19 protein-coding genes and 7 tRNA genes are annotated in these 22,420 nt (G+C 41.9%); 18 read left to right on the top strand and 8 right to left on the bottom strand.

The annotated features are described in order from the left end of the window. Positions 1-24: 24 nt before the first annotated feature. Entirely contained in the window at positions 25-1,068 is a 1,044-nt protein-coding gene (locus FTU19_RS07325; protein WP_180016658.1) for a hypothetical protein, read from the top strand. A 55-nt stretch (positions 1,069-1,123) separates the two neighbouring features. On the opposite strand, the gene FTU19_RS07320 is transcribed toward FTU19_RS07325, so the two are convergent. After that, the gene (locus FTU19_RS07320) at positions 1,124-1,996 is read right to left on the bottom strand and encodes an ATP-binding protein (RefSeq protein ID WP_180016657.1); all 873 of its coding nucleotides are present in this window, start codon (positions 1,994-1,996) and stop codon (positions 1,124-1,126) included. Between the two features lie 189 nt (positions 1,997-2,185). Between FTU19_RS07320 and FTU19_RS07315 the strand changes: the two genes are divergently transcribed. The 9 genes from FTU19_RS07315 to FTU19_RS07275 all read left to right on the top strand — a co-directional run bounded on the left by FTU19_RS07315 (position 2,186) and on the right by FTU19_RS07275 (position 6,068). Beyond that, positions 2,186-3,694 (top strand): DUF3336 domain-containing protein, encoded by a 1,509-nt coding sequence (locus FTU19_RS07315; RefSeq protein WP_180016656.1) that lies wholly within the window; start codon positions 2,186-2,188, stop codon positions 3,692-3,694. Next, on the top strand, positions 3,684-4,505 hold the full coding sequence (locus FTU19_RS07310; protein WP_257218565.1) for a protein kinase: 822 nt from the start codon (positions 3,684-3,686) through the stop codon (positions 4,503-4,505). The genes FTU19_RS07315 and FTU19_RS07310 overlap by 11 nt, the downstream gene beginning before the upstream one ends. Before the next feature lie 107 nt (positions 4,506-4,612). Further along, positions 4,613-4,697 (top strand) — tRNA-Leu (locus FTU19_RS07305). Between the two features lie 33 nt (positions 4,698-4,730). Then, positions 4,731-4,804: transfer RNA gene (locus tag FTU19_RS07300), tRNA-Trp, on the top strand. Between the two features lie 40 nt (positions 4,805-4,844). Beyond that, a tRNA-Leu gene (locus FTU19_RS07295) sits at positions 4,845-4,929 on the top strand. Between the two features lie 384 nt (positions 4,930-5,313). Beyond that, a tRNA-Leu gene (locus tag FTU19_RS07290) sits at positions 5,314-5,399 on the top strand. 352 nt (positions 5,400-5,751) lie between these two features. Continuing rightward, a tRNA-Leu gene (locus FTU19_RS07285) sits at positions 5,752-5,836 on the top strand. A gap of 33 nt (positions 5,837-5,869) precedes the next feature. Then, positions 5,870-5,943: transfer RNA gene (locus tag FTU19_RS07280), tRNA-Trp, on the top strand. A 40-nt stretch (positions 5,944-5,983) separates the two neighbouring features. After that, positions 5,984-6,068, top strand: a tRNA-Leu gene (locus FTU19_RS07275). Between the two features lie 145 nt (positions 6,069-6,213). Here FTU19_RS07275 and FTU19_RS07270 read toward each other — a convergent pair. After that, positions 6,214-6,417 (bottom strand): hypothetical protein, encoded by a 204-nt coding sequence (locus tag FTU19_RS07270; RefSeq protein WP_004786362.1) that lies wholly within the window; start codon positions 6,415-6,417, stop codon positions 6,214-6,216. 417 nt (positions 6,418-6,834) lie between these two features. Between FTU19_RS07270 and FTU19_RS07265 the strand changes: the two genes are divergently transcribed. Next, positions 6,835-7,107: a hypothetical protein gene (locus FTU19_RS07265; protein WP_004786360.1), complete on the top strand. Its 273-nt coding sequence runs from the start codon at positions 6,835-6,837 to the stop codon at positions 7,105-7,107. Between the two features lie 12 nt (positions 7,108-7,119). Here the strand turns inward: FTU19_RS07265 and gloB are convergent, their stop codons facing one another. Then, the gene (gene gloB / locus FTU19_RS07260; RefSeq protein WP_180130589.1) at positions 7,120-7,854 is read right to left on the bottom strand and encodes a hydroxyacylglutathione hydrolase; all 735 of its coding nucleotides are present in this window, start codon (positions 7,852-7,854) and stop codon (positions 7,120-7,122) included. Positions 7,855-7,974: 120 nt separating this feature from the next. Beyond that, positions 7,975-8,559: a flavin reductase family protein gene (locus tag FTU19_RS07255; RefSeq protein WP_180130587.1), complete on the bottom strand. Its 585-nt coding sequence runs from the start codon at positions 8,557-8,559 to the stop codon at positions 7,975-7,977. Between the two features lie 116 nt (positions 8,560-8,675). Here FTU19_RS07255 and FTU19_RS07250 point away from each other — a divergent pair, with 116 nt between their 5' ends. After that, positions 8,676-9,497, top strand: a complete 822-nt coding sequence (locus tag FTU19_RS07250; RefSeq protein ID WP_180130585.1) for a PhzF family phenazine biosynthesis protein — start codon at positions 8,676-8,678, stop codon at positions 9,495-9,497. Between the two features lie 141 nt (positions 9,498-9,638). Further along, positions 9,639-12,404, top strand: a complete 2,766-nt coding sequence (locus FTU19_RS07245) for a pitrilysin family protein (RefSeq protein ID WP_125279551.1) — start codon at positions 9,639-9,641, stop codon at positions 12,402-12,404. A 215-nt stretch (positions 12,405-12,619) separates the two neighbouring features. Here the strand turns inward: FTU19_RS07245 and FTU19_RS07240 are convergent, their stop codons facing one another. Continuing rightward, positions 12,620-13,684 carry an amidohydrolase gene (locus FTU19_RS07240; protein ID WP_125279559.1) on the bottom strand — a complete coding sequence of 355 codons (1,065 nt, stop codon included), beginning with the start codon at positions 13,682-13,684 and terminating at the stop codon, positions 12,620-12,622. Positions 13,685-13,791: 107 nt separating this feature from the next. Continuing rightward, the gene (locus tag FTU19_RS07235) at positions 13,792-14,187 is read right to left on the bottom strand and encodes a DUF3144 domain-containing protein (RefSeq protein WP_004786347.1); all 396 of its coding nucleotides are present in this window, start codon (positions 14,185-14,187) and stop codon (positions 13,792-13,794) included. A gap of 111 nt (positions 14,188-14,298) precedes the next feature. On the opposite strand from FTU19_RS07235, the gene FTU19_RS07230 reads away from it, so the two are divergent. Further along, positions 14,299-14,931, top strand: coding sequence for a hypothetical protein (locus FTU19_RS07230; protein WP_004786345.1), 633 nt, complete (start codon positions 14,299-14,301; stop codon positions 14,929-14,931). A gap of 22 nt (positions 14,932-14,953) precedes the next feature. Here FTU19_RS07230 and FTU19_RS07225 read toward each other — a convergent pair whose 3' ends face one another. Next, positions 14,954-16,405, bottom strand: a complete 1,452-nt coding sequence (locus FTU19_RS07225) for a CYTH and CHAD domain-containing protein (RefSeq protein ID WP_180130582.1) — start codon at positions 16,403-16,405, stop codon at positions 14,954-14,956. A gap of 120 nt (positions 16,406-16,525) precedes the next feature. Next, a complete protein-coding gene (locus FTU19_RS07220; RefSeq protein WP_180130580.1) occupies positions 16,526-17,983 on the bottom strand; it encodes an inorganic triphosphatase in 1,458 nt (485 codons plus the stop codon). Positions 17,984-18,316: 333 nt separating this feature from the next. Between FTU19_RS07220 and FTU19_RS07215 the strand changes: the two genes are divergently transcribed. The 4 genes from FTU19_RS07215 (at position 18,317) to FTU19_RS07200 (ending at position 22,041) form a co-directional block, all read left to right on the top strand. After that, complete coding sequence (locus FTU19_RS07215) at positions 18,317-18,700, top strand: DUF962 domain-containing protein (RefSeq protein WP_159123774.1); 384 nt, start codon at positions 18,317-18,319, stop codon at positions 18,698-18,700. A gap of 835 nt (positions 18,701-19,535) precedes the next feature. Beyond that, positions 19,536-20,156 carry a thiamine phosphate synthase gene (thiE, locus tag FTU19_RS07210; RefSeq protein WP_004786336.1) on the top strand — a complete coding sequence of 207 codons (621 nt, stop codon included), beginning with the start codon at positions 19,536-19,538 and terminating at the stop codon, positions 20,154-20,156. 39 nt (positions 20,157-20,195) lie between these two features. After that, positions 20,196-21,497 carry a glutamate-1-semialdehyde 2,1-aminomutase gene (gene hemL, locus FTU19_RS07205; protein WP_034706389.1) on the top strand — a complete coding sequence of 434 codons (1,302 nt, stop codon included), beginning with the start codon at positions 20,196-20,198 and terminating at the stop codon, positions 21,495-21,497. Between the two features lie 127 nt (positions 21,498-21,624). Further along, on the top strand, positions 21,625-22,041 hold the full coding sequence (locus FTU19_RS07200) for a heme-binding protein (RefSeq protein ID WP_180016648.1): 417 nt from the start codon (positions 21,625-21,627) through the stop codon (positions 22,039-22,041). The last annotated feature ends 379 nt before the right edge of the window (positions 22,042-22,420 follow it).

Genomic DNA, 22,420 nt, shown 5'->3' with positions numbered 1-22,420 from the left:
AGAAATTCTAGGGAATAAAATTTTATGAAAAAGCAGATATCATTCTTTGGGCTGGTTTTGGTTTCAGGCTTGCTTACAGCATGTGGTGGCAGTGGAGGTAGTTCAGATAATCCTACAGTGACCACACCGCCAAATGTTCCAGAGGAGAGTATTTCTCCTGAACTTTCAGAAGAATTTATTCCTTTTGAGGATCGCGATATCATCGATAAAATCCGCGATAAAATTAACAATAGCACCAGTAATGATACGGACTATAACGTTGCGTTAGGTCATATGATTGGTGAGGTGTTTGCGGATTATCCTTATGGACGCACGGGCCGTATTATCAAGATTTATAATCTGGGTGTGAATAGCATCAAGTATCCAAATCTGATCTGTTCGGAGGTGAATACCAATGGTGCGGTGAAAACCTTTAAATTAAAAACAGATAAAAATAACTGTATTGTTCTGGATAAAACCTATCGCAAAGATTCAACCATTACCCAGACAGTCAATGGTGATACTACGACCTTGACCTTTAGCAATGTACGTTATGGTTCCAATGTTGATTTTAATCTAAAAGATGACTATCTGATTTCAGGTACGATTGTTCATACCAAAAGCAAAAACAATCTAGGTGCATTGGAAAGCTATAAAATTGACCGTCTGGAATTTCAGCGAGTAGCAGAAGACAAGAATGCAGGCAAATCTGGCGCTGAGTATGATGAGCTGAGCAAGGAATATCTGCTGGTGCGTAATTACAACTATAGCCTTGTAGATGACTATGGTAGTGGCAGTAATGGTATTCGTACCTTAACCAGCAGCGGCAGCATTATTGGTCAACCCAATCTGGCGGATTACCGTTATGGTTTTGATTTTAATACGACTACACCGTTCAAGATGGACGAAACGGTGTTGAATAATTATAAGCATCTGCCGAAAGAGGGTGTGCTTGAAATTACTGACAGTTATGATCAGGTGATTGAGGTCAAACAGAATCAGCCTGAATCCTTAAAAGCAACTGTCTATTTCAATGGCAGTGAGCTGGATGATCTGTTGTGGTCTACGATTATTGGCAATAAAAAATAAGAACTAACCTTATAAAAAAAGCTCCATCAAGGAGCTTTTTTATTTGGGGAAGAATTTACAGAGAATTCAACTGCTGCGAACCAATCCAGTGTTTAGAGAACTGATAGGCTGCGCGACCTGAGCGTTGACCACGCGCCTGACACCAGCGTAGTGCCTCAGCACGCGCTTCATCTGTCCAAGGCATCTCGGCTTTAGCCAAATAATGTTCAACAATTTCTAAATATAAATTTTGATCCATTGGGTAAAAAGACAGCCACATCCCAAAGCGGTCAGAAAGAGATATTTTTTCTTCAATCGCTTCTTGTGGATGGAGCTCAGTATATTGAGGCACATCCACTTTGGTTACTGGCGTATTTTCATGCATGAATTCCGGTAATAAATGACGACGGTTACTGGTCGCATAAATCACAAAATTACTTGAACCGGACTGTAATGAACCATCTAGCACACTTTTCAGACTGCGATAGTTTTCATCTTCCGCATTGAAGGCCAGGTCATCACAATAGACGATAAACTTTTCCGGACGACCGGCGATCAGTTGCTGAATTTGTGGAAGATCTGACAAATCATCGCGTTCAATTTCGATCAGGCGTAGACCCTGATCTGCATATTCAGTCAACAAGGCACGCACAATCGAAGATTTGCCTGTACCGCGAGAGCCAGTCAGTAAGACATCATTGGCAGGTAATCCTTTTAGAAACTGCAAAGTATTCTGAATGACTTTTTCTTTTTGTCGCTCAATACCTTTTAAATCTGCCAGTTCAATCTGTTTGAGCTGGTGAATGGGTTTGAGTTCTCCAGCCTGCCATTTATAGGCATAAGCAGAAAAATCAGGACTTTGTTTTAATTCAGGCAGACTTTGCTGGAGCTGGAGAAGAACAGTGGAAAGAGCATTTAAGATATTGTCAGGTAAATCAATTTTCGCCATGATTTGAGCAGTACTTTTACAATTATGGCTAGAATACTATCACTGTAAAATTCACAGTCAAAGTCTGGAAAGTGTGATAATTTGCTTAAAGTGGTGAATTTTCGTTATTGTAGTACAAAGAAAATAGATGCCTGTTTTTTGTTCATGGCTGCAGGATGTCTGAAAATTACAATATAGGGAAGAGGGCAGATGCTGTTTAAAGATTTTACTCAGGATATCAATCCACATCAGGCCTATCGTATCAAAAAGCTGAAGCAGCAATTGCAGCAGGCTGAAACTTACGAAGAATGGAAATATATTGCCTTAAAGATCGATGAAGAATCTGGGGCACAAGAATGGAAACTGGATAATAGTTCACCGTATTTTGATGCTGAAGTGATTGCGCATCGACTGGGGAAATTAAAACGTTACCGTCAGCAGAAACGCACTCGTGACCTGATGTATATCCTGCGTGAAGGGCTGAGTTATGATATTGCCAATATCGCCCATCCTTTATTGTTTACCGTCACTTATGTCGGTACTAAAAAAATTATTGAGGATTATGTAGAAGAAGTCAGTCTGGGCCTGGCTTATATTGCTTCTGCACAATGTACCTGTCTGACTCTTGAAGAGAAAATTGAATATTTTGAGCACTGCCAACGTGCTTATGGTCAGCCAGCCTTAATGTTCTCGGGCGGTGCCACACTCGGTTTATTTCATACCGGTGTATGTAAGGCGCTAATGGAACAGGATTTGTTACCTCGAGTGATGTCGGGTTCCAGTGCTGGTGCAATTATGACCGCAATGTTGGGCGTTTCCAAACCTGCGCAGTATGTAGATATTTTAAAAGGCCATAACTTTTTCCATGAAGCTTTTCATTTCCGTACCATGAGTGAATTAATGAAGGGTAATGGTGGTCTGGCGGATGTCAAATACCTGAAAAAATTCCTGATTGAAAACCTGGGAGATATGACCTTTGAAGAAGCACTAAAAACTTCCGGTCTACATATCAATATTGCAGTCGCACCTTATGATGCTGCGCAGGATGCCCGGATCATGAATGCCTATACCTCTCCAGATGTACTGGTCTGGAGTGCGGTGCTGGCATCTTGTGCCGTGCCGATTCTGTTCCCGCCGGTACGTCTCACCAGTAAACGTCATGATGGGCAATATACGCCTTATATGGGCGCAACGCGCTGGGTAGATGGCAGTGTCCGTAGTGATTTCCCGCAGGAGAAAATGGCGCGGCTGTACAATATCAATTACACCATTGCCAGTCAGGCCAATCCGCACATTGTGCCTTTTATGCAGGATGATATTTCACGCTTCCGTAAAGGAACTTTAAGCTGGCCGAAACGCATTGTACGCCGTCAGAGTGTGGTATTTACCAAAGGAATCATGGATTTTGCCCGTGAGCATGCGGGCAGTTTGCCGCCAATCCGCCGTTTGCTGGATCATGGTTATGGCGTGGTGGATCAACGTTATTATGGTGATGTAAATATCGTCGGTAAATATAGCCTGCGTCATTACAGCTATATGCTGCAAAATCCTCGTCCGCATTTGTTCAAGGTGTTGCAGCGTGAAGGTGAGCGGGCGACCTGGCCAAAAATCTCCCTGATCGAAACTCAGGAGCGGGTAGGTAAAACTATTCAGCATTGTCTGGAACTGCTAAATTACCAGCATGCACCAGATACCAAGCAAGAATATATTGTTACTTAACCCCGCCAAACTGCATCAGCTTGATTTCCAGCTTAAGACCAAAGCCCGAAGTCTGGGTTTTGGTCGCCGTCTTTATTATCTAGAAGTTAATCCGGAGACCGCGTCAGCACTTTGGTTAAAAACCCAGAATCTTGATTCAACGGCTATTTCTCGGTATGCCCAAACTGGCTTAAGTCATGAGCTGGACTTTTATGAAGCTTATGGTGAGCAAGAAGGGCGGACTTTCATGCTTCCGCATCAAATTATTCGAAAGCCATTTCAGATTAGGAATGAATTTTTCAATCAGGCTTTGATCTTACCTAATGCGCCAGCACATTTTGATATATGTCCTAAGCTGTTCTCGATTCAAGAAATTCGTCAGCATATGCTACGAGCATTAGAACCGTTGATAAGCTTACAAGAACTCGGGTATCTGTATGCTGATCTCAAACGAGAGCATTTTGTTATTTATCAGAAATGGGTCTGTTTGATCGATTTTGAGCAGGTGCAGCTCCTCAACACTACCAGCCAAGCAATGAACGCAACGCCTCGTTATATGGCGCCCGAATTGTTCCAAGGGCAAGCCAAGTCGCTACAGAGCGAAGTTTATGCGCTGGGTATCATTTTTTATGAATGGCTTACAGGGCAGCGCCTAGAAGCGACAGATTATCAAGATTGGGCATTATTGCATTGTCAGCATTTTAAACCTGAGCTACCTACACAATTCCAAGCTTTGCAAAGCCTGTTACAAAATATGCTTCGAAAGCACTCACAGGATAGATTGTCTGATTTCAAAGCCGTAAAACAGGCCTTACTTACTGAAATTGCATGAGAAAAATACAATAAATTGTATATTGTTTTTTATTTAATCAAACGAGTGGTTTTTTCTTAAAAAGAGCTTGTCAGGTGAAATTGATCCCTATAGTATACACAGCCATCGGGGACGTGGCGAAATTGGTAGACGCACTGGATTTAGGTTCCAGCGCCGCGAGGTGTGAGAGTTCGAGTCTCTCCGTCCCCACCAATTTACTCAAGAGATTGAGTAAAATGGCCGAGTAGAGGATTGGTGTAATGGTAGCATGACGGTCTCCAAAACCGTTCGTCAAGGTTCGAATCCTTGATCCTCTGCCAAAGTTTGAAAAAAAGTCCAACACTAAGTTGGTACCCTGATGGGGACGTGGCGAAATTGGTAGACGCACTGGATTTAGGTTCCAGCGCCGCGAGGTGTGAGAGTTCGAGTCTCTCCGTCCCCACCATCAAAAGAGACAAGGTTGATGCCTTGTTTTTTTTTGCCTGGAATTTAAGGCTGAGCCATCTTTTAATCTCATTTTCATTATTCGCTTACTTTCGATGAGTAGATTTTAAATACTCAAACTAAGTATCAGTGAAGGTGAGAAGAGGGAAGTCCTTTAAAATATCCAATCAATTGGCTGATCTAAACACTATTAAAATTAATATTCAGCACTCTTTCAAATAACTTGATTTTTTAAATTGGAGAAATGAAATTAAGCGGTTTTATTAAAAATAAGCCAGTATTTAATCATCAAAGAATTAACTGATTAATTTTTGATATAAAAACACCGAGTTGATCATAGAATCGCTTGTCAAGCAGATGCGATCGCTATAATATACACAGCCACGGGGATATGGCGGAATTGGTAGACGCACTGTGTTCAGGTCGCAGCGCCTTCTGGGCGTGAGAGTTCGAGTCTCTCTATCCCCACCATATATGAAGAAACAAGGTTAATGCCTTGTTTTTTTTTGCCTGAAATTTAGTGCGACATTTTTATTGGCTCGGCTTTTTATTCTTTGTATTGGATTCATTTATTGTTTTAACAACATGCTTGATCAAGATAAGTGAGGTTCTAGAGGTCTGATCTGCTGAGACTGAGCTAGACAAGCTTAGAGATTAAGTTCAAAGCAGTAGCAAAGAAACCTCATAAGGCCGAGTTTTCTTGTTAAATCTTATAAAAAATAAAAAAATTGCATTAACTGTTTAATTTATAGCGGAATAGGCAGTGATTGCTTGTAAAATCACTTGTCAATGACCTGCTATCTCTATAATATACACAGCCATCGGGGACGTGGCGAAATTGGTAGACGCACTGGATTTAGGTTCCAGCGCCGCGAGGTGTGAGAGTTCGAGTCTCTCCGTCCCCACCAATTTACTCAAGAGATTGAGTAAAATGGCCGAGTAGAGGATTGGTGTAATGGTAGCATGACGGTCTCCAAAACCGTTCGTCAAGGTTCGAATCCTTGATCCTCTGCCAAAGTTTGAAAAAAAGTCCAACACTAAGTTGGTACCCTGATGGGGACGTGGCGAAATTGGTAGACGCACTGGATTTAGGTTCCAGCGCCGCGAGGTGTGAGAGTTCGAGTCTCTCCGTCCCCACCATCAAAAGAGACAAGGTTGATGCCTTGTTTTTTTTTGCCTGAAATTTTATAAACGAAAAAAAGCCCATCGAAATGGGCTGATTATAGGAATAAGAGAATTTTACTCAAATAAAAGGGTAAATCATGAGTGCATTGATTAATTAAATTTAAGCTTTCAGATGATCTTCAAACTCCTCACCCAGTTGCATGGCCAATGCATTACCTGAAAGATCACAAGTCACCAGACCATATTCTTTTTTAAAACTGAAACTAAAACCACGATTGTCTGCCAGGGTGCGAACCGAATACCCCAATTTTTCTAACCAAAGTCTAAATGCGAGAACGTTTTTTGCTTTGACCACTTTTTTCACGAGATAACTCCTTCATCAGTTAAATCATAGATAAGGGTGAGAATTTTCGTTTTAAAGGGCAAATACCCTTATCTAAATTAATTTAATTGAATTTGCAGATTTAATGAACAAGATAATATAGACCAAACATAAGGTTTTTAATCTAAGTCTATGTTTTTTATTATTTTCAAGATGTTGTAACTAAATATTTTAATTTAAGCCTAAATAATTTTTCGAATAGTTATTAATATTCAAATATTTAAATCAATAATTGTTTATTTGTTATTCATTTTAAATTAGGAATTAGCGTGGTTTAAGGTTTTAGAGTTTGAGTAAGGCTTAAAAATATACAATCCAGTAAAGTCTCAGAGTATTCAGGTCATGGTGTTAGGCTCAATCCTTTATACTGAAATTGATGTAATTTAAATAAGATTAATGATGACTGAATTAAATATTGAACAGTACGTCAAACAGCAAATTGAACTTATGCAGCAGCAAGGGCAGGAGCCTGTTGCTGTGATGCTGGGTCATGAAGACTGGCTGGATTTTTCGGTACAGTCCAAGGTGGCTTATACGCCATTTGGCAGTGCGCGCCGTTATCAACCTGCTTTGGGTGGATTATTGCTGGTCAGGATTGATGAAATGAATGCGGTACGAGTGGTCACCCAGCAAGAACTGGATGACTATGCTCAGAAGCATCAGCTACTCTAAGCAGCTATAAGTTTAAAACGAGTCTTTTATCACGCGTAAACGTTGAAACTCTTCGACACTGTCTGCGCGTAAAAAAGGATTGGTTTCCAGTTCTGCTGCAATAGTACTGGGTAAGGTGCATTGTCCTAGCATGCGCATACGCTCAACCTGTTCGAAACGCTCCAGAATTGCTGGATTATCCGGTTCAACATGTTTGGCAAACTGTGCATTCGACAGTGTATATTCATGCGTGCAATAAACCTGGGTACGTGGCGGTAAGGCAGCCAGACGAGTCAGAGAGTGGTACATCTGCTGATAAGTGCCTTCAAATACCCGCCCACAGCCCATAGCAAACAGGGTATCGCCACAGAACAGTACATCAATGGCATCCAGGAAATACACGATATGGCCTAGGGTATGCCCCGGTACGGCGATAATCTGTACCTCAACACCATGAAAACTGAACTGGTTGTCATGTTCAAGTGGATGGTTAATAAACGGAATTTTTTCCAGCTCAGCTTTTGGGCCATATACCGGTAATGATTGCTTTTGAATTAAATCTGGAACACCAGCGATATGGTCTTTATGCCAGTGGGTGAGCCAGATCTGACTCAGCTCAAGCCCGTGTTCGGTACAATAATCTTGAACTAGCACCGCTTCAGTGGGATCAATGACCGCGACCTGATGCGTCGGTGTATGTTCAAGTAACCAGATATAATTTTGTAATGAGTTTTTGACATCAATACAGTGGATTTTAAACGGCATCATAAGACATCAGACCAAACAGATATTATGGATAAAGTAGCATAAATTCAGGCAGTCTGACTGTGGTCAAAGCTGCCTGTTTGCAAGAATTTTTTATATGATTTGTTTAAAAAGATCAGTTATTTATTCTGCATCTTTTACTGCGACAGCTTCGCCAATGGTATAGAAGTGGCCACCAGCGACATGATGAATACTTTTCCATTCTTCGCTGACTTCATGATAGTACCAGTGCCCGTCACGGAACACCCGATCATCGGCATAAGCGGCAATGACCTTACCAATAAACAGGTCATGGGTCTGCTGGTTATGTGGTTCCGAAATCAGCTCACATAAAATCCAGGCGGCACAACCTTCTACAACTGGGATTTCTTGATCTGCGAATTTGAATAACTGCACACCGGACTGCTCCAGTTTGTCTGGGTCATTGTACAGACTCAATGTTCCCAGGCTATAGACCATTTCCAGCTGTTTGAGGGTGGGAATCTGCAGTGCAAAGTTGCCAGAATTTTCAATTATTTTTCGGGTCTTGGTGCTTTTATCCAGCACTACGGTGACTTTTGCTGGACTAAATTCGAGTGCACATGCCCAGGCAGCGGTCATGACATCAGTGTCTTGCCTATCATTGGCAGACACCAGTACTGTTGGGCCGTGCGTAATCAGGCGATAGGCTTTTTCTAAAGGTACAGTTTGAATATGTGAATTGTTCATAAAGAACCTTAATGAGTGAAAAGGGAGAAAAATAAATCATCTGATCCACAGCATATAAAATTCCCCTTCTGGAAAAAAGCTTTTAAACTAAACACCTACATACAGGAGTAAAGAAAATGAAAATGTACCAGGTGGATGCTTTTACGACGGCTCTATTTAAGGGAAATCCTGCTGCAGTCATCGTGCAGGATGCTTGGCTGGATGATCACCTGATGCAAAATATTGCCCTGGAAAATAATCTGTCTGAGACCGCTTTTGTCAAAGTGCTGGATGCAGAAAATTATGAAATTCGCTGGTTTACACCGACCAAGGAAGTGGATTTTTGCGGACATGCCACATTGGCCAGTAGCTTTGTACTGTTCAAGGATTTTAGCTCTGCAAAAACCATTTATTTTCATGTCAAAGATCTAGGTATTTTTACAGTACGCCAGGATGAGGATGGCAAAATCCGGATGAATTTCCCAATCCGTCAGCCTGAACTCATTACAGAATATCCGGAAGCCTTAAGACAGGCGCTGACGAAGCCTTTTAAAAATGTTTATCTGAATACTCAAGGTTATATTATTGAATATGAATCAGTGCAGGATGTATTAGAAGAGCAGCCAAATATTGAATTGCTGAAGCAGCTGAATGGAAAAAGAACCGCGATTACAGCGGTGGGTCCATTACTGGATGTCGCGATTACCGCTGGCGATACTCAATATGATTGTATATCACGTTATTTTGCACCAAGTAACGGGATTAATGAAGATCCGGTCACCGGTTCAATTCATACCGGGATTGCACCGATCTGGGCGGAGAAATTAAATAAAACTGAACTGGTGGCTTATCAGGCCTCTCAGCGTGGTGGTGTATTATATTGCGCATTAAAAGAACAAGACCGCATTGAAATTTCTGGTTATGCCAAACTGTTTATGCTGGCCGAACTTTATATTTAATTAATATATTCAATAAAATACCGTGAAATTGCGCGGTATTTTATTTGGCCTCTTATAAAATAGACTATTCATAATAAAGACTTTTCTCTAAGATCAGAGTGACTGTAAATAAAAATTCACACTTAAAAATTTGGATGAACAATGCAAATACGCTTTAAACGTTTAAGCTTGGCGATTTTATTATCTGGCTGGACAGCGGCCAGTTTTGCACAGCCGGTATTGGTGAGAACAGAACAGAATATCGAAGAATATCGACTAGAAAATGGCTTAAGAATTATTCTTGCGCCCAACGTGAAAGAAAATAAAGTGTTTATGAATACGGTTTATCTGACCGGTTCACTGAATGATCCTCAGGGCAAAGGTGGCTTGGCGCATCTGCTTGAACATCTGGCGTTTAAAGGCACGGAAAATGTAAAGGGAGATGAATTTCAGCGCCGTCTGGATCAATATACCCTAATGACTAATGCCAGTACCGACTATTACTCAACCAAATATACCAATGTGATTCGTCCTGAGCAGACTGCGGTCAATGAAGTGATTTTTCTTGAAGCGGAACGCATGGATAAGCTGGTCCTGCAAGAAAAGTACGTGCCGACTGAAATTGATATCGTGAAACGTGAACGTGAAATCCGTCTGGATCAGCCATTTTCCGTGCTGATGGATCAGGTGTTTAAATCAGCTTATGGCAATCAATATCTGGGACGATTACCGATTGGCGATTTGAACGAACTGCAATCGATCAAGATGCAGGAGCTGAACCAGTTTTATCGTCACTGGTATGCACCGAATAATGCCCTCATGATTATTTCAGGCAAATTTAATAAAGCAGAAGTGCTGAAGCAGATTGATACCCATTTCAGTCCGATCCAGTCCCGCAAAGTGCCTGAAGCGGTTAAAGTGCCTGCGCTAAAACCTGAACAGATCAAACAGCGTGAATTTACCGTGCAAAAGGGTAGTGATCTGGCCAAATTTAATATTTATCTGAACCAGTCAGAAGAAAGTATTAAAACCACATTGGCCATGTCTCCAATTTTATATACCTTGCAACCTAGCGGACACCTGTATCAGAGTCTGGTCGAGACGGGTAAGACCACTACAGTGCAGTCTATGACCTGGCTGGATAAAGATTTTAATCTGGTGTTTATGGGTGCCATCTATGCGCCAAATCATCAAGTCAAGCAGGTTGAGCAGGGCTTGATTCAGGGTGTAGAGCAGAGCCAGCCATTTAACGAAACCGAATTAAACCGGGCTAAAAGTCTAACCCGAAACCAGGCGGACAATGTTAAAAATAGCGCAACCGCTTTAGGTTCGCGTTTAAGTGAATATGTAGTGGCTTATTCAGGTGACTGGAGCCAGTATTTCAAAGATCTGCAAGCCATAGAAAAGCTGGATGTCAATCAGATCAATCAGGTGTATAAGGCATTCTTTAAGCCAGAATATCGTATTTCTGGCAATATCTTGCCGACACCAGAAGATCAGAAAAAAGCACAGGAGTTGCCCCAGACTGAAGTGCCGGCTCAAACTCTGGACCAGCAGGCTGAAGCAGCAGAACCGCTGAAAGATGTCAGTGTCTATCAGGCAGAAGTAAAGCAGTATGTGGCGCAGTCCAAGCAATATTTACAGGCTAAGGACAAGCAGATTCAACGGGGCAAACTGAAGAATGGTATTAAATACGCTTTATTCCCGACCCAGACTCAGGATGACAAAGTTTATGCCACTATTGCACTTAATTTTGGTACGGCACAAAGTTTGTTCAATAAAGGCGAGATTCTGGATCTGACAGCTTACTTATTGCTGCGTTCTTCTGAAACCCAAAGCTTGCAACAGATTGCCGATAAAATTATTGAGTCCGGTGGTTCAGCCACGGCCAGTTCCTCTGAAAATGGCATGAGCATTCAGATCAGTGCCAAAAAAGAGAAGTTTGAGGAATTTTTCCAGTATGTGCTGGATGTGCTCAATAAACCGGCCTTTGAGCAGAGCCAGTTTGACCTGATTAAAGGACAAAGCCTGTCTGCGTTAGACCGTCCTTATACTGAGCCCAATATGGTGGCCGGCCTGACCATGTCTCGCGCGACCGAGATTTATCAGCCGGGTGACCTTCGCTATCATTTTGAACCTGAACTGGCAAAAAAACAGATTCAGGCTGCTACTCGTGAACATGTCGTAGCGTTATATCAGCAGTTCTTTAATACGCATCATGCCCAGATCGCAGTGACAGGGGAATTTAATCCGAAGTCCGTGAGCAAAGTCCTCAAAAATAACTTTGCGAGCTGGAAAGCGAAGCAGCCTTATGAGCGCTTAAGTGGTCAATATACAGTTTATCCGGCACAGAAAATCCATGCGTTGTCTGAACAGCGCGAGTTCGGTCATTATCAGGCTGTCATGACATTCCCGGTCGGTGCAGAACATGTAGATTTGCCAGCCATGCTGGTCTTCCGGCATATTCTGGGTGATTCTCAGTTGTCTTCACGTTTAGCACAGGAATTACGTGAGAAAAATGCGCTGGTTTATGGTTTTAGTGCCAATGCTCAGTATGATGAATGGATTGATTCAGGCGCATTAGGCATTCAGGCGAATTATACGCCTGGCCGATCAGCACAGGTATCACAAGCGGTGCATAAGGTATTGAATGAGCTTCTGGCCAAAGGGGTAACCGAGCAGGAAGTTGAAGCAGCGAAAGCCACGATTTTGAAACAGCGCGTCACTGCACTAGAAGATGATCGCCGTATTCACAGCATGCTGATTCCACAACTGGAAAAAGATCGTAATCTGATCTATCGGGAGAAACGTGATCAGGCGATTGCCAAGCTGACCAAGGCAGATGTCGATGCCGTTATCAAAAAATATGTTAAACCGGATCAACTGGTCGAAGTCATGGCGGATCAGTATGGGAAAGAAGTGAAATAAACTCTGTAATTTTTTATAAGTCTATGACGGTCTCTTTTCATTTTAAATAAATGTTTAGATGTCTATATGGCTACTTTTGCTTCGGCAAAAGTAGCCAAAACCATTTGTCATCCGCAAAACTCGTCCACCACCTTCACGAAATAAATTTATTGTAGAAACAATCCTCTTATGATGTAGTCCTGCCTCAACCAGTTACGGATGACGTTTCCACGTATCTATAGGCGATAAAAGCGTTTGGCATTCTCATAAAAAACCGGCTTTACAGCATGTTCGTCATAGCTCTGCACAATATCGCTAAAGGCATCAATGATGGTGACCAGATCTGTGCTGACACGATCCATCGGGAAATTAGAAGCAAACATGATGCGATCTTTACCGAAACATTGTAGGGCATGCTGGATCAATGGAGCCGCGAGCTGAATCAGTTCATCTTTTTTTGCCAGTTTTTGCTCTAAATGAAAACGGTGACCGAGTACAGGCATAAACAGACCGGAGATTTTGCTATACACATTTGGGCATTTTGCCAGTTCAGCCAGGTCTTCTTTCCAGGTCTGAAAAATATAGTCTCGCTGCTGTGCTGTTTGTCCGGTTGCTTTACCGACTTTCCCAAAGATGCCGGCAGGTGTGCCCAAGTGATCCAGCACAATCGGCGTTTCAGGAAATGTTTTGGCCAGATGGGCCACATCAGAAATTTGGGTAGAATAAACCCAGGCATCAAAACTTAAATTGGCTTTGGCTAATTCCTCAAATCCTTTCAGAAATTTCTTATTGCAGTATAAATGCGGTTCATCGGTCCAGGCATGAATGCCTTTATCGGCATGGAACGATGCCATTTTACGAATACCGCGTAGTTTAGGTGAAACTTCCTGATGCAATTGCAGCAGCTGTTTAAAGTTTTTTTGACGAAGATCAGCTGTAGCCACAATGCCGCCTAGCTGAATATTCTGTTCAGCAAAAGGCAGCCCGGCAATAAACCTGGTTTCATTAACCACGCCAGTACCTTTATGCTCATGCCAGCTTGCTTCTATATGAACAATCTGTTCCACCTGATAATGACCGATGTCACGTTTATAATTTTCAGGTAGGTAAGGCGCGGTCAGATGTTCGGTCAGACCAATGGTATCGATCACCGCTTTGGGCTTGATCAGTCGCACCATTTTGTTCAGCAGTTTGGGATGTTTGCCAAATAATTTTACGGCTGAGGCTGCGGCATGCGGTGTGGTATAAGGGTCCCATTGATGAATATGCGGATCTATAATCGGAAAGGACAGTTGTTGCATGATATTTTTGGTCATCGTTTAATTTTTATTCATTTTTTATAGGATGAATCCAGTATTAAAGTCAAATTAAAAATCAAAGATTTAAAAAAAGCCCCGTAGGGCTTTCATTAATGATCGTGGTCGTGTTGATGCTTGTTGGCATGAAACTCTTCATTACGACGGAAACGTAAATAGTTCTCAAACTGCTCACAGTATTCATCGTAGTTATCTTCCAGCATCATCTGAAATTGCTGCAAGATATAAGACATGACCTGATCTTTAGCGTCGCGCATCTCGTTGCCATCTTTGAAATTGTTGGCAGCGACCCAGGTATTAAAGCGGGCAGTACCAAACAGCATTGCAGCGCTGACTTGACCACGTTTTTCTGCCGGGTTTTCCTGAGAGCCTTTTTCTACACGGCTAAATTCGTTGGCCTGTTTAATAAATTCATCAGCACGTTCAAAGAATGCAGCATTTAACGCTTCTTCTTCGGTTACATCGGTTGCTTCAATCTTTTGAACCATGAATTTTTCCTGATAATAAAATCTTAATCACTAATTATAGGCAAAGCCTTGCAGAAACTAAACCTTTGCCTTAATCTAAAAAATAGCCTAAGCAATAAAAATGTAAATCTCATGCAAGATGCAATTGCTGTACAGAGTCTGAAAAGTGATATTGCCTTATTACGCCAGAATATCTGGCCACCAGCAAATCTGGCCAATGTGGAAGGATTGCCAATTTATTATGGCACCAAGTCGCAGGTCGAAGAATATTACAAGCAATGGCTGGGTCTGATTGAAAGGGCACAAGACCTGTTTCAGCCTTTTATGGAAGATGAAGTTCTGGATGCGATTCATTTGCCAAGCCATTTGAATCTGCCTTTATTCTATTTTCATGTGGACCGCATCCGGATTAATAAAACCCGTGCCAAAGAATCCAAAACTTTTCGTGGCATTGCCAGCCTGATTGAAAAATGTGGGCAATTTGAACCGGAACAGATTCAGGCCATGCAACGCTGGCTAGACAGTGATGAGACAGCGGCACTTGTGGCACATCGTGAATTTGTAGATCTGCGTACTTATGTATTCCAGCATGGTCAAAGTGAATACACCCGGACTCGGTTCTATGTGAATGGCATCGTCCTGAGTGTCGAACCACATTTTGAACTGGTTGATGCCCGTGATAAGCCGCGTAAGCAGCGCAGCGATAGTTATAGCGATCCATTAGCTGATAACAATACCTGGAAAGTATATGGAAAATATCGCTAGAGCAATTTTGTCTATTTATCTCTTACCAGAATGGCTGGGTGTGAGAAAATTTCTGTAACTGCTCGGCAGCCTGTTCCGACAGATGCTGCTGTTCTGCGGTGAGCCATCCGATGACAAACCATGCTTTGGAGTGTTTTTTTGCATAAGGCCTATATAGGCTTTCTGCGACAAACAGGTCATTATAATGACCTAAAGTCTCCTGTAAGGGCTTTAACGCTTTCAGATATCTTTTGATTTCCTTTTCCGGAAACAGGCTTTGCAGAAATTCCACATTATAACGCAAGCGTTTAACCCGCTTGCGGGTTCGGTGGCGTGATTCAATATCCAGTTCCTGATAATTCTCTGCATCTGCACAGACTTTCTGATGCAGTTTGCTGAGTCCTTTACACAGGATTTTATGCGAGGACTTTTGCTGGTTTGCACTCTGATCCTGACTAAATTGTAGTAGCTCCAGTATCAGCTCCATCGTAGCTGGCTTTCTGAATAATTGGCTAATATCTGCCTGATCCTGTTGGGCTGGAGGCAACTGCAATACTGGTGAACCCGCAGCTTCTAGCTGAGGAAGCAGACTTTCAGCTAAAGCATCGCGATCCCGAGTAGAGCCTAATTGCTGGAAGATATTGCGTAACTGATCCTGCCATTCCTCTGTCAAATCCTGATGATAGGGCTGGAAGATTTTTAAGGCACTGCGTAAACGCCGGATAGCGACGCGGGCCTGGTGCACATGGTCACTATTGTAATTCTCTAGCGCAATCGCCGTTGCATTGGGAAACAGGTGCGTCAGACAGTTGGTGATAATTTTTTGCAAGATATGATGAATATCGTCTTTAGCTGCGAGCTGTAAAGTTGTTTGATGCTGAACAGGGAGATCAATTGCATTATTTAACAAGGCATAACCACGCTCGGACTTGCTGCGTACATCTATCCATAACTGATAGCGTTGAATCCAGGGTTTGACAAAATCAATTAAGTCATCAAGTCTGCCACTTTTAAGCTCAAATTCGACTTCATAAATGTCTAAGGTTTGGCCCTTAGAACGAATCTCACCTCTATCCAGTGCAATTTCAATCTGACTTCCTCGGTAATCTTCAATCCAGAGATCCCGTTCTACATCAGTTTCAAATTGTAGAGTCAGAGCCGTATCTAAGGTGTGGAGGGCCTGTTTTAGAATCTTCCGAGCCTGTTTATGCTTGGCATAAGCTTTTAAATCACAGTTGTCCGGTGCGGTAACCAGTATTTCTTCCAGCTCAAAGCGTTCAAATTGATGCTGGCTCGGTGCTTTTAAGGTCTGAAACCATTGCTGATCTTCCAGACGCTGCCGGAGTGCAATTTTGTGCTGCTGTAACTGCTGATCGGCAGTATCAAAGTATTTGGCACATAAATGATGTCGAGTTGGCCCGTACTGCTGAAAATCTTGTTCGAATTGGTGACGTATACTTTGCGGAATCTGGAATTTGAGTTCGATTTCTGCCATCGGGCCATTCCTTCTCGATGAAGCTCATAACAATCAATATAGACCAAACAACAAAAGTATTGTGATGTGCTTGTGCAACAAAAAGCACGCCGTAGCGTGCTTTGAAAGTCAGTTAAATACTTATTTAAGAAATTTGCGGCTGACCAGAAACTGTTCTGTCGCTTCCAGTAAGCGCTGTGCATAGACTTCCTGCTTGGCAGTCAGCCAACCCAACACAAACCAGTCACTGGCTTCCAGCTCAGTCTGCTGGATATACAGGGCAGAAGAGGCCAGCGTCTGATATTCATTTGCTGCCTGCTGTGCATCATTTAACGCCTTGCTGTATTTTTGCAGGTTTTTGACATCATAAATTGTGGTCAAAATCGGGAAGCTGAATTTTAATTCCTGAATGCGAATGGACAGCAGATCCAGACTCTCAAAATTGGTAATATCAGTCTGGTTCATCTGTTCCTGCAAAACTTTGTATTGTTGCTGCAGGGTAGTTTGCGCTGCAGATTTTAATTCCAGCGGCTTAGCTTCATCTGTACTTAAGCTGAAGAGCAGCAATTCCAGATAGTGATGCACATTCTGGGTGGACTTCACCAGATTGCCCAGCTTCTCTTTGGCATAAAGGATATCTTTAGTCAGGTTCTCTGCGGTCGTAGGATTTTGCAGGAAGCCAGCCAGAGTGTTCTGCATATGCTGTAAATGTTGCAGATGTTCAAACTGATGTTTAAATGCAGCAAGCTGATGCGCCCATTTGTCTGAAACCTGAGTATGCCAATCTTTAAACAAAAGTAGGGTCAGATAGAGATGATCCAAGGCCTGTTGTGCCTGATCAATATGTTCCTGCTCTGCCAATTGCGCGGAGATTCCCGCGATATTGGGCAATAGATGCTGCATTTGCTGGGCCACCAGATGACACAGGTTTTTACCCGCACTATCTTTTTTGCTGATCTGGAATTCTTTGGCAAAAGTAGCGGGACTTACATTCTGATGAGTCGCTAACAAATTCCCAATTTCAGCCTTACTGCGTACATCCAGCCACAGCTGATATTTTTTGACCCATTCAAAACTAAAGGCCAGCAAATCCTGAATTGAGCCATGCTTTAACTCGAATTCAACTTCATGCACTTCCTGTTCAGCATGAGGCGTGCGAATACAGCCGATATCCAGGCTGACTTCGATTGATGTGTTTTCATATTCAATCACGCGCAAGGTACGGGCAATATCGGTTTCAAACTGCAATTGCAGCTGGTCAAACTGATCACCTAAAGCACGATTAAGCAAGGTTTGCGCTTCAGCAGACTGCTGGTAAATACTCAGGTCCAGCTCAGGAGAATATTCTAATTCACCCAGATCATGATTATGCTCGAAACGTTCAATGTGGCTTTTGCCTGCCGCTTTTAACGTCTGAACCCAACGACTGCCTTCTAATCGTTGGCGTAGGGCAATTCCATGCTGGGCCAGTTGACGGTCTGCAGTATCATAGTATTTGGCTTGAAGCAGGATCTGTTGAGATTTCTTGGGATCAAGTGCCTTAAGCAGGGCAGTACGGCGTGCCGCGGGAATCTGGAACTTGAGTTCAACTTCAACCATGATAATCATCCTGTCTATTCAATTTATTGAAAAATATTAAAAAATAAATTGAATTTTTATTCGCTTGCATGAAATTCCGATATGAAACGGAAATATTTTTTAGACTTTTGAGCGGCTGATTGTAACGAAAAACCAATCTGATGTAAGACTTGACCGATTGAAAAAAATGGAAATGGAAAAATTAAAATGCTGATCTCATTCGCTGGTTTCTACTGAAAGCATGACAATTCAATATCTAAGCCAAATTCAGGTACAGAATTACATGAAAATAAAGGTACTTTTAATTGCCTAAATTATGCGCTAAGGTGAAGAAAAAAGATCAGGATGATGATAATGAATGCACAAGTGCAGCCGAGCAATGAGATTGCAGAACTGACTTCTCCACAAATGCCGATTCATGACTATCATGAGTTTTACCGGTTTTATCTAACCGAGCATCGCCATATTATGAGCCGCCGTTTGCATGTCGCAGGCAGCAGTATCGGTTTATATTTTTTTAGCAAAGCCCTTCATCAGCGTAAAGCTAAATATCTGGCCTATGGACTACTCTCAGGTTATGCCTGTGCCTGGATTGGTCATTTCATTTTTGAAAAGAATAAACCGGCCAGCTTTAAACAGCCGCTATACAGTTTTATTTCAGACTGGCGTATGTTTGCCGATGTATTACGTGGTAACCTGAGCCTGGTCGATCGTAAGCACGACAAAATTCCAAGTTAGGGCTTATGACGTTTTATCGGATTTATGCTTAAGTATTGCAATAAAAACGATAAAAACACTTGCAAGTGTAGAGTTATTATTCTATTAATTGTTTTATTGCTTATTCAGTATTTTATCAAAGAGTATAATTCACTGAATAAATCAGTTTTCCAAGCCTGGAGCGACCTTCTCCGGGCTTTTTTTATATTTAAAAAAATAGAAAGATCTGCATTGACGTATTTTTAATTTATCTGAATGATTTAGAAAATATTCACGAGATGAATGAACCAAGTTTGAGAGATAAGATGGTCAGTTCTGCTTAGATGGGTCGATCCTTTCTAGCTTTGACACGTCTCCCCATAAACGGTTTACCCAAAGCTAGAAAGGATCTGGTAGATAAAACACAGCTTTTGCTTTTCTATTTATGTGTTGTGTTCGAACTTATTTAAATCCTTTAATGCATGTAGACCTATCCCTGAAATTGGGTATTTTGAAGTTTTCTTTAAGTTTTGTGATTAATGGTATTCAAGCAATTTTATACACAGGAATCGTAAAATCCGGACATAAAAAAATCGCTTTCAGAATTTTGCAACTTCTCCACTAAGTTATCTGCAAAATCCTAAAAGCGTTTGTCGGAGGGCGTAAGCATTAACACTTTATTATTATTGTTATAAAACCATTAAAACGTAAATTCTGGCAGCCGCCTATCACTGAAAATAGGGATATTGATCAATCACCTGTATAAAAAGTACAAATAATAATCTAATACCTGAATCGGGTATTATTCAGTGTTTAGGATGGGGAAACTCGCCCATTTATGCCTATAATAGCGTATGTATTTTGAATGGCGGCAGTCATGCGCGGTTTATATTTAATTACCAATGATGATCCTATTGAGCTTCTTCTGGCGAAACTTGAAGGTGCAATGGCGACTTATGAAGTTGCGGTACTTCAGTATCGTCGTAAAAAAGTAGCGAAAGAAGATCAGGCTTACGAAATCGAATATATGAAACAAATGTGTGAACAGTATAAAGTTCCATTTGTGATTAATGACGATTTGGAAACTGCAGTAAAATATGGCGTAGGCGTGCATTTGGGTCAGGATGATGGTTCAATCCAGGAAGCTGTTGAGCGTTTGCCTAAAAATGTATTGATTGGCCGCAGTTGTAATAACTCACTTGAGCTTGCTGAACAAGCCATTGCTGATGGGGCTAATTATGTAGCCTTTGGCGCGATCTATGCGACTGATACCAAGCCAGAAGCAGGTAATATTGGTCTGGAAACCTTAAAACAAGCCAAAAGTAAATTAAATGTACCGATTTGCGCTATTGGCGGTTTGACGGTGGAAAACGGCAAAGAAGTCATTGAAGCCGGTGCAGATCTTTGTGCAGTTATTAGTGATGTCTTAGGTCGCTCAATGTCGACTGTCGGTCAACGTGTATATGACTGGTCGGAACTATTTGCTGAACAAGCTTAATTTTTATTTCTTATTGTATTTTTGAGTTGAGTGATTCTCATGAGTTTATCTCCAAAGCAAGAACAACTATTTAAACAAGCCAATAAACATATTCCGGGTGGTGTTAACTCACCTGTACGTGCTTTCAATGGCGTGGGTGGTACGCCTATCTTTATCGAGAAAGCACAAGGTGCTTATCTGTACGATGTCGATGGCAAGCGCTATGTGGACTATGTGGGTTCATGGGGCCCAATGATTCTGGGTCATGCGCATCCATCAATCATTAAAGCGGTGCAAGATGCAGCTGTTGATGGTTTAAGCTTTGGTGCACCAACCGTGCATGAAACCACTTTGGCAGATATCATTTGCGACATCATGCCATCCATTGAATTGGTACGTATGACGAATTCTGGTACTGAAGCGACCATGACTGCGATTCGTCTGGCACGTGGTTATACTGGTCGTGACAAGATCGTAAAATTTGAAGGTTGTTATCACGGTCACTCTGACTCGTTGCTGGTAAAAGCAGGTTCTGGCTTGTTAACTAAAGGCGAAGGTGAAGCGACTTCTGCGGGTGTACCTGCTGATTTTGCCAAACATACTTTAACTCTTCCTTATAACGACATCGCCACTTTAAAAGAATGCTTTGCCAAGTTCGGTTCAGAAATTGCCGGTGTAATTGTAGAGCCAGTAGCAGGAAACATGAATCTGGTGAAACCGATTGATGGTTTCCTGCAAGCGATACGTGATGTCTGTGATGAACATGGTTCAGTCTTCATCATTGATGAAGTGATGACAGGTTTCCGTGTCGGTCTAGGTGGTGCTCAGGCACATTATGGCGTAACTCCTGATTTAACGACTTTGGGTAAAATTATTGGTGCGGGGCTGCCAGTCGGTGCTTTTGGCGGTAAGCGTGAAGTGATGGAATGCATCGCGCCACTAGGTAACGTGTATCAGGCAGGTACTTTGTCCGGTAACCCGCTAGCAATGCGTGCCGGGATCGAGATGTTTAAACATCTGCGTGAGCCAGGTTTTTATGAAAAACTGACTGCTCAACTTGAAAAACTTCTTGCAGGTTTACAAGCAGCTGCGGATGAAGCCGGTATTCCATTCAAGACCCAGCAAGTGGGCGGCATGTTTGGCCTGTACTTCACTGATCAAGAAGACATCACCAGCTTTGATTCAATGCTGAAATGTGACGTAGAAGCTTTCAAGAAATTCTTCCATGGCATGTTAAGTCGTGGTGTGAACCTGGCTCCATCTGCATTTGAAGCAGGATTTATTTCAGCTGCGCATAGTGATGAAGATATTGAATTTACGATTCAAGCGGCTAAAGAAACTTTTGCTGAAATGAAAGGGTAATACAACCTCTCCCTAACCCTCTCCTAAAAGGAGAGGGAACATAAGCCCGAATTCGTTCGGGCTTATTTTATTCTTTTAATTAGACCGCAAAGATTTGAAATTGATAAATTAGAAATTGGATAGTTGAATGAAAACCAAACATTATCTGACCTTAAGCGATGCTGAGTTTTTATTAAATCAGGCCTATGAATATGCGCTAGAAAATGGCTTTAATGTCAGTATTGCTGTAGTTGATGAAACTGGCAATTTGCTGGCAATGAAGCGTATGGATGGTGCTTCACCGATGACAGCAAACCTGTGTCTGGAAAAAGCACGTTGTTCTGCCATTAGTCGCCGCCCATCCAAACTGTTTGAAGATATTATCAAAGGCGGTCAAATGGGCTTTCTGACCATGGATACTTTCTCAGGTATGCTGGAAGGTGGTGAACCGATTATGTATCAAGGTCAGTTAGTTGGTGCGATGGGTGTTTCTGGAGTGAAGTCTTTCCAGGATGCGGAGATTGCACAGCAGGCGATTGAAAAGTTTTTGGCTAAGCAAAGCTAATCCAAAATAGAAATTGATCAGCTCAATTTAATAAAATCATCCAACGATGTTCCAAAATGAAGCGTGGAACGTGAAATATCAACTAAAAAGCCCAATCGCTAATGAGAGGGCTTGTCTATATACAATAAAGTTATGATTTAAAAAGGAAATCAAAATGATTTCGTATAAGGTGTATTATGTTAATTTTAGGGAAATTTAAGAATCTCTATGCAATGGTTTATTCAATATTCTTTGATTTCTTATCTTTTAGGTTAATCAGAAATAGCCAATAACATAAGCCAGGAAATAGAGCCATAAAGATAGTCCATGTATCTGTATACATCTTCCACCACTCTTTCGAAATTTCTCCTGTGTGACTCCATCCAAAAAGAATAAAAAA

It is taken from the genome of Acinetobacter sp. YH12072 (assembly GCF_013419565.1).
Classification (GTDB): domain Bacteria; phylum Pseudomonadota; class Gammaproteobacteria; order Pseudomonadales; family Moraxellaceae; genus Acinetobacter.
Note: the sequence above shows the minus strand (reverse complement) of the source record. Positions and strands in the feature narration are given on the sequence as shown.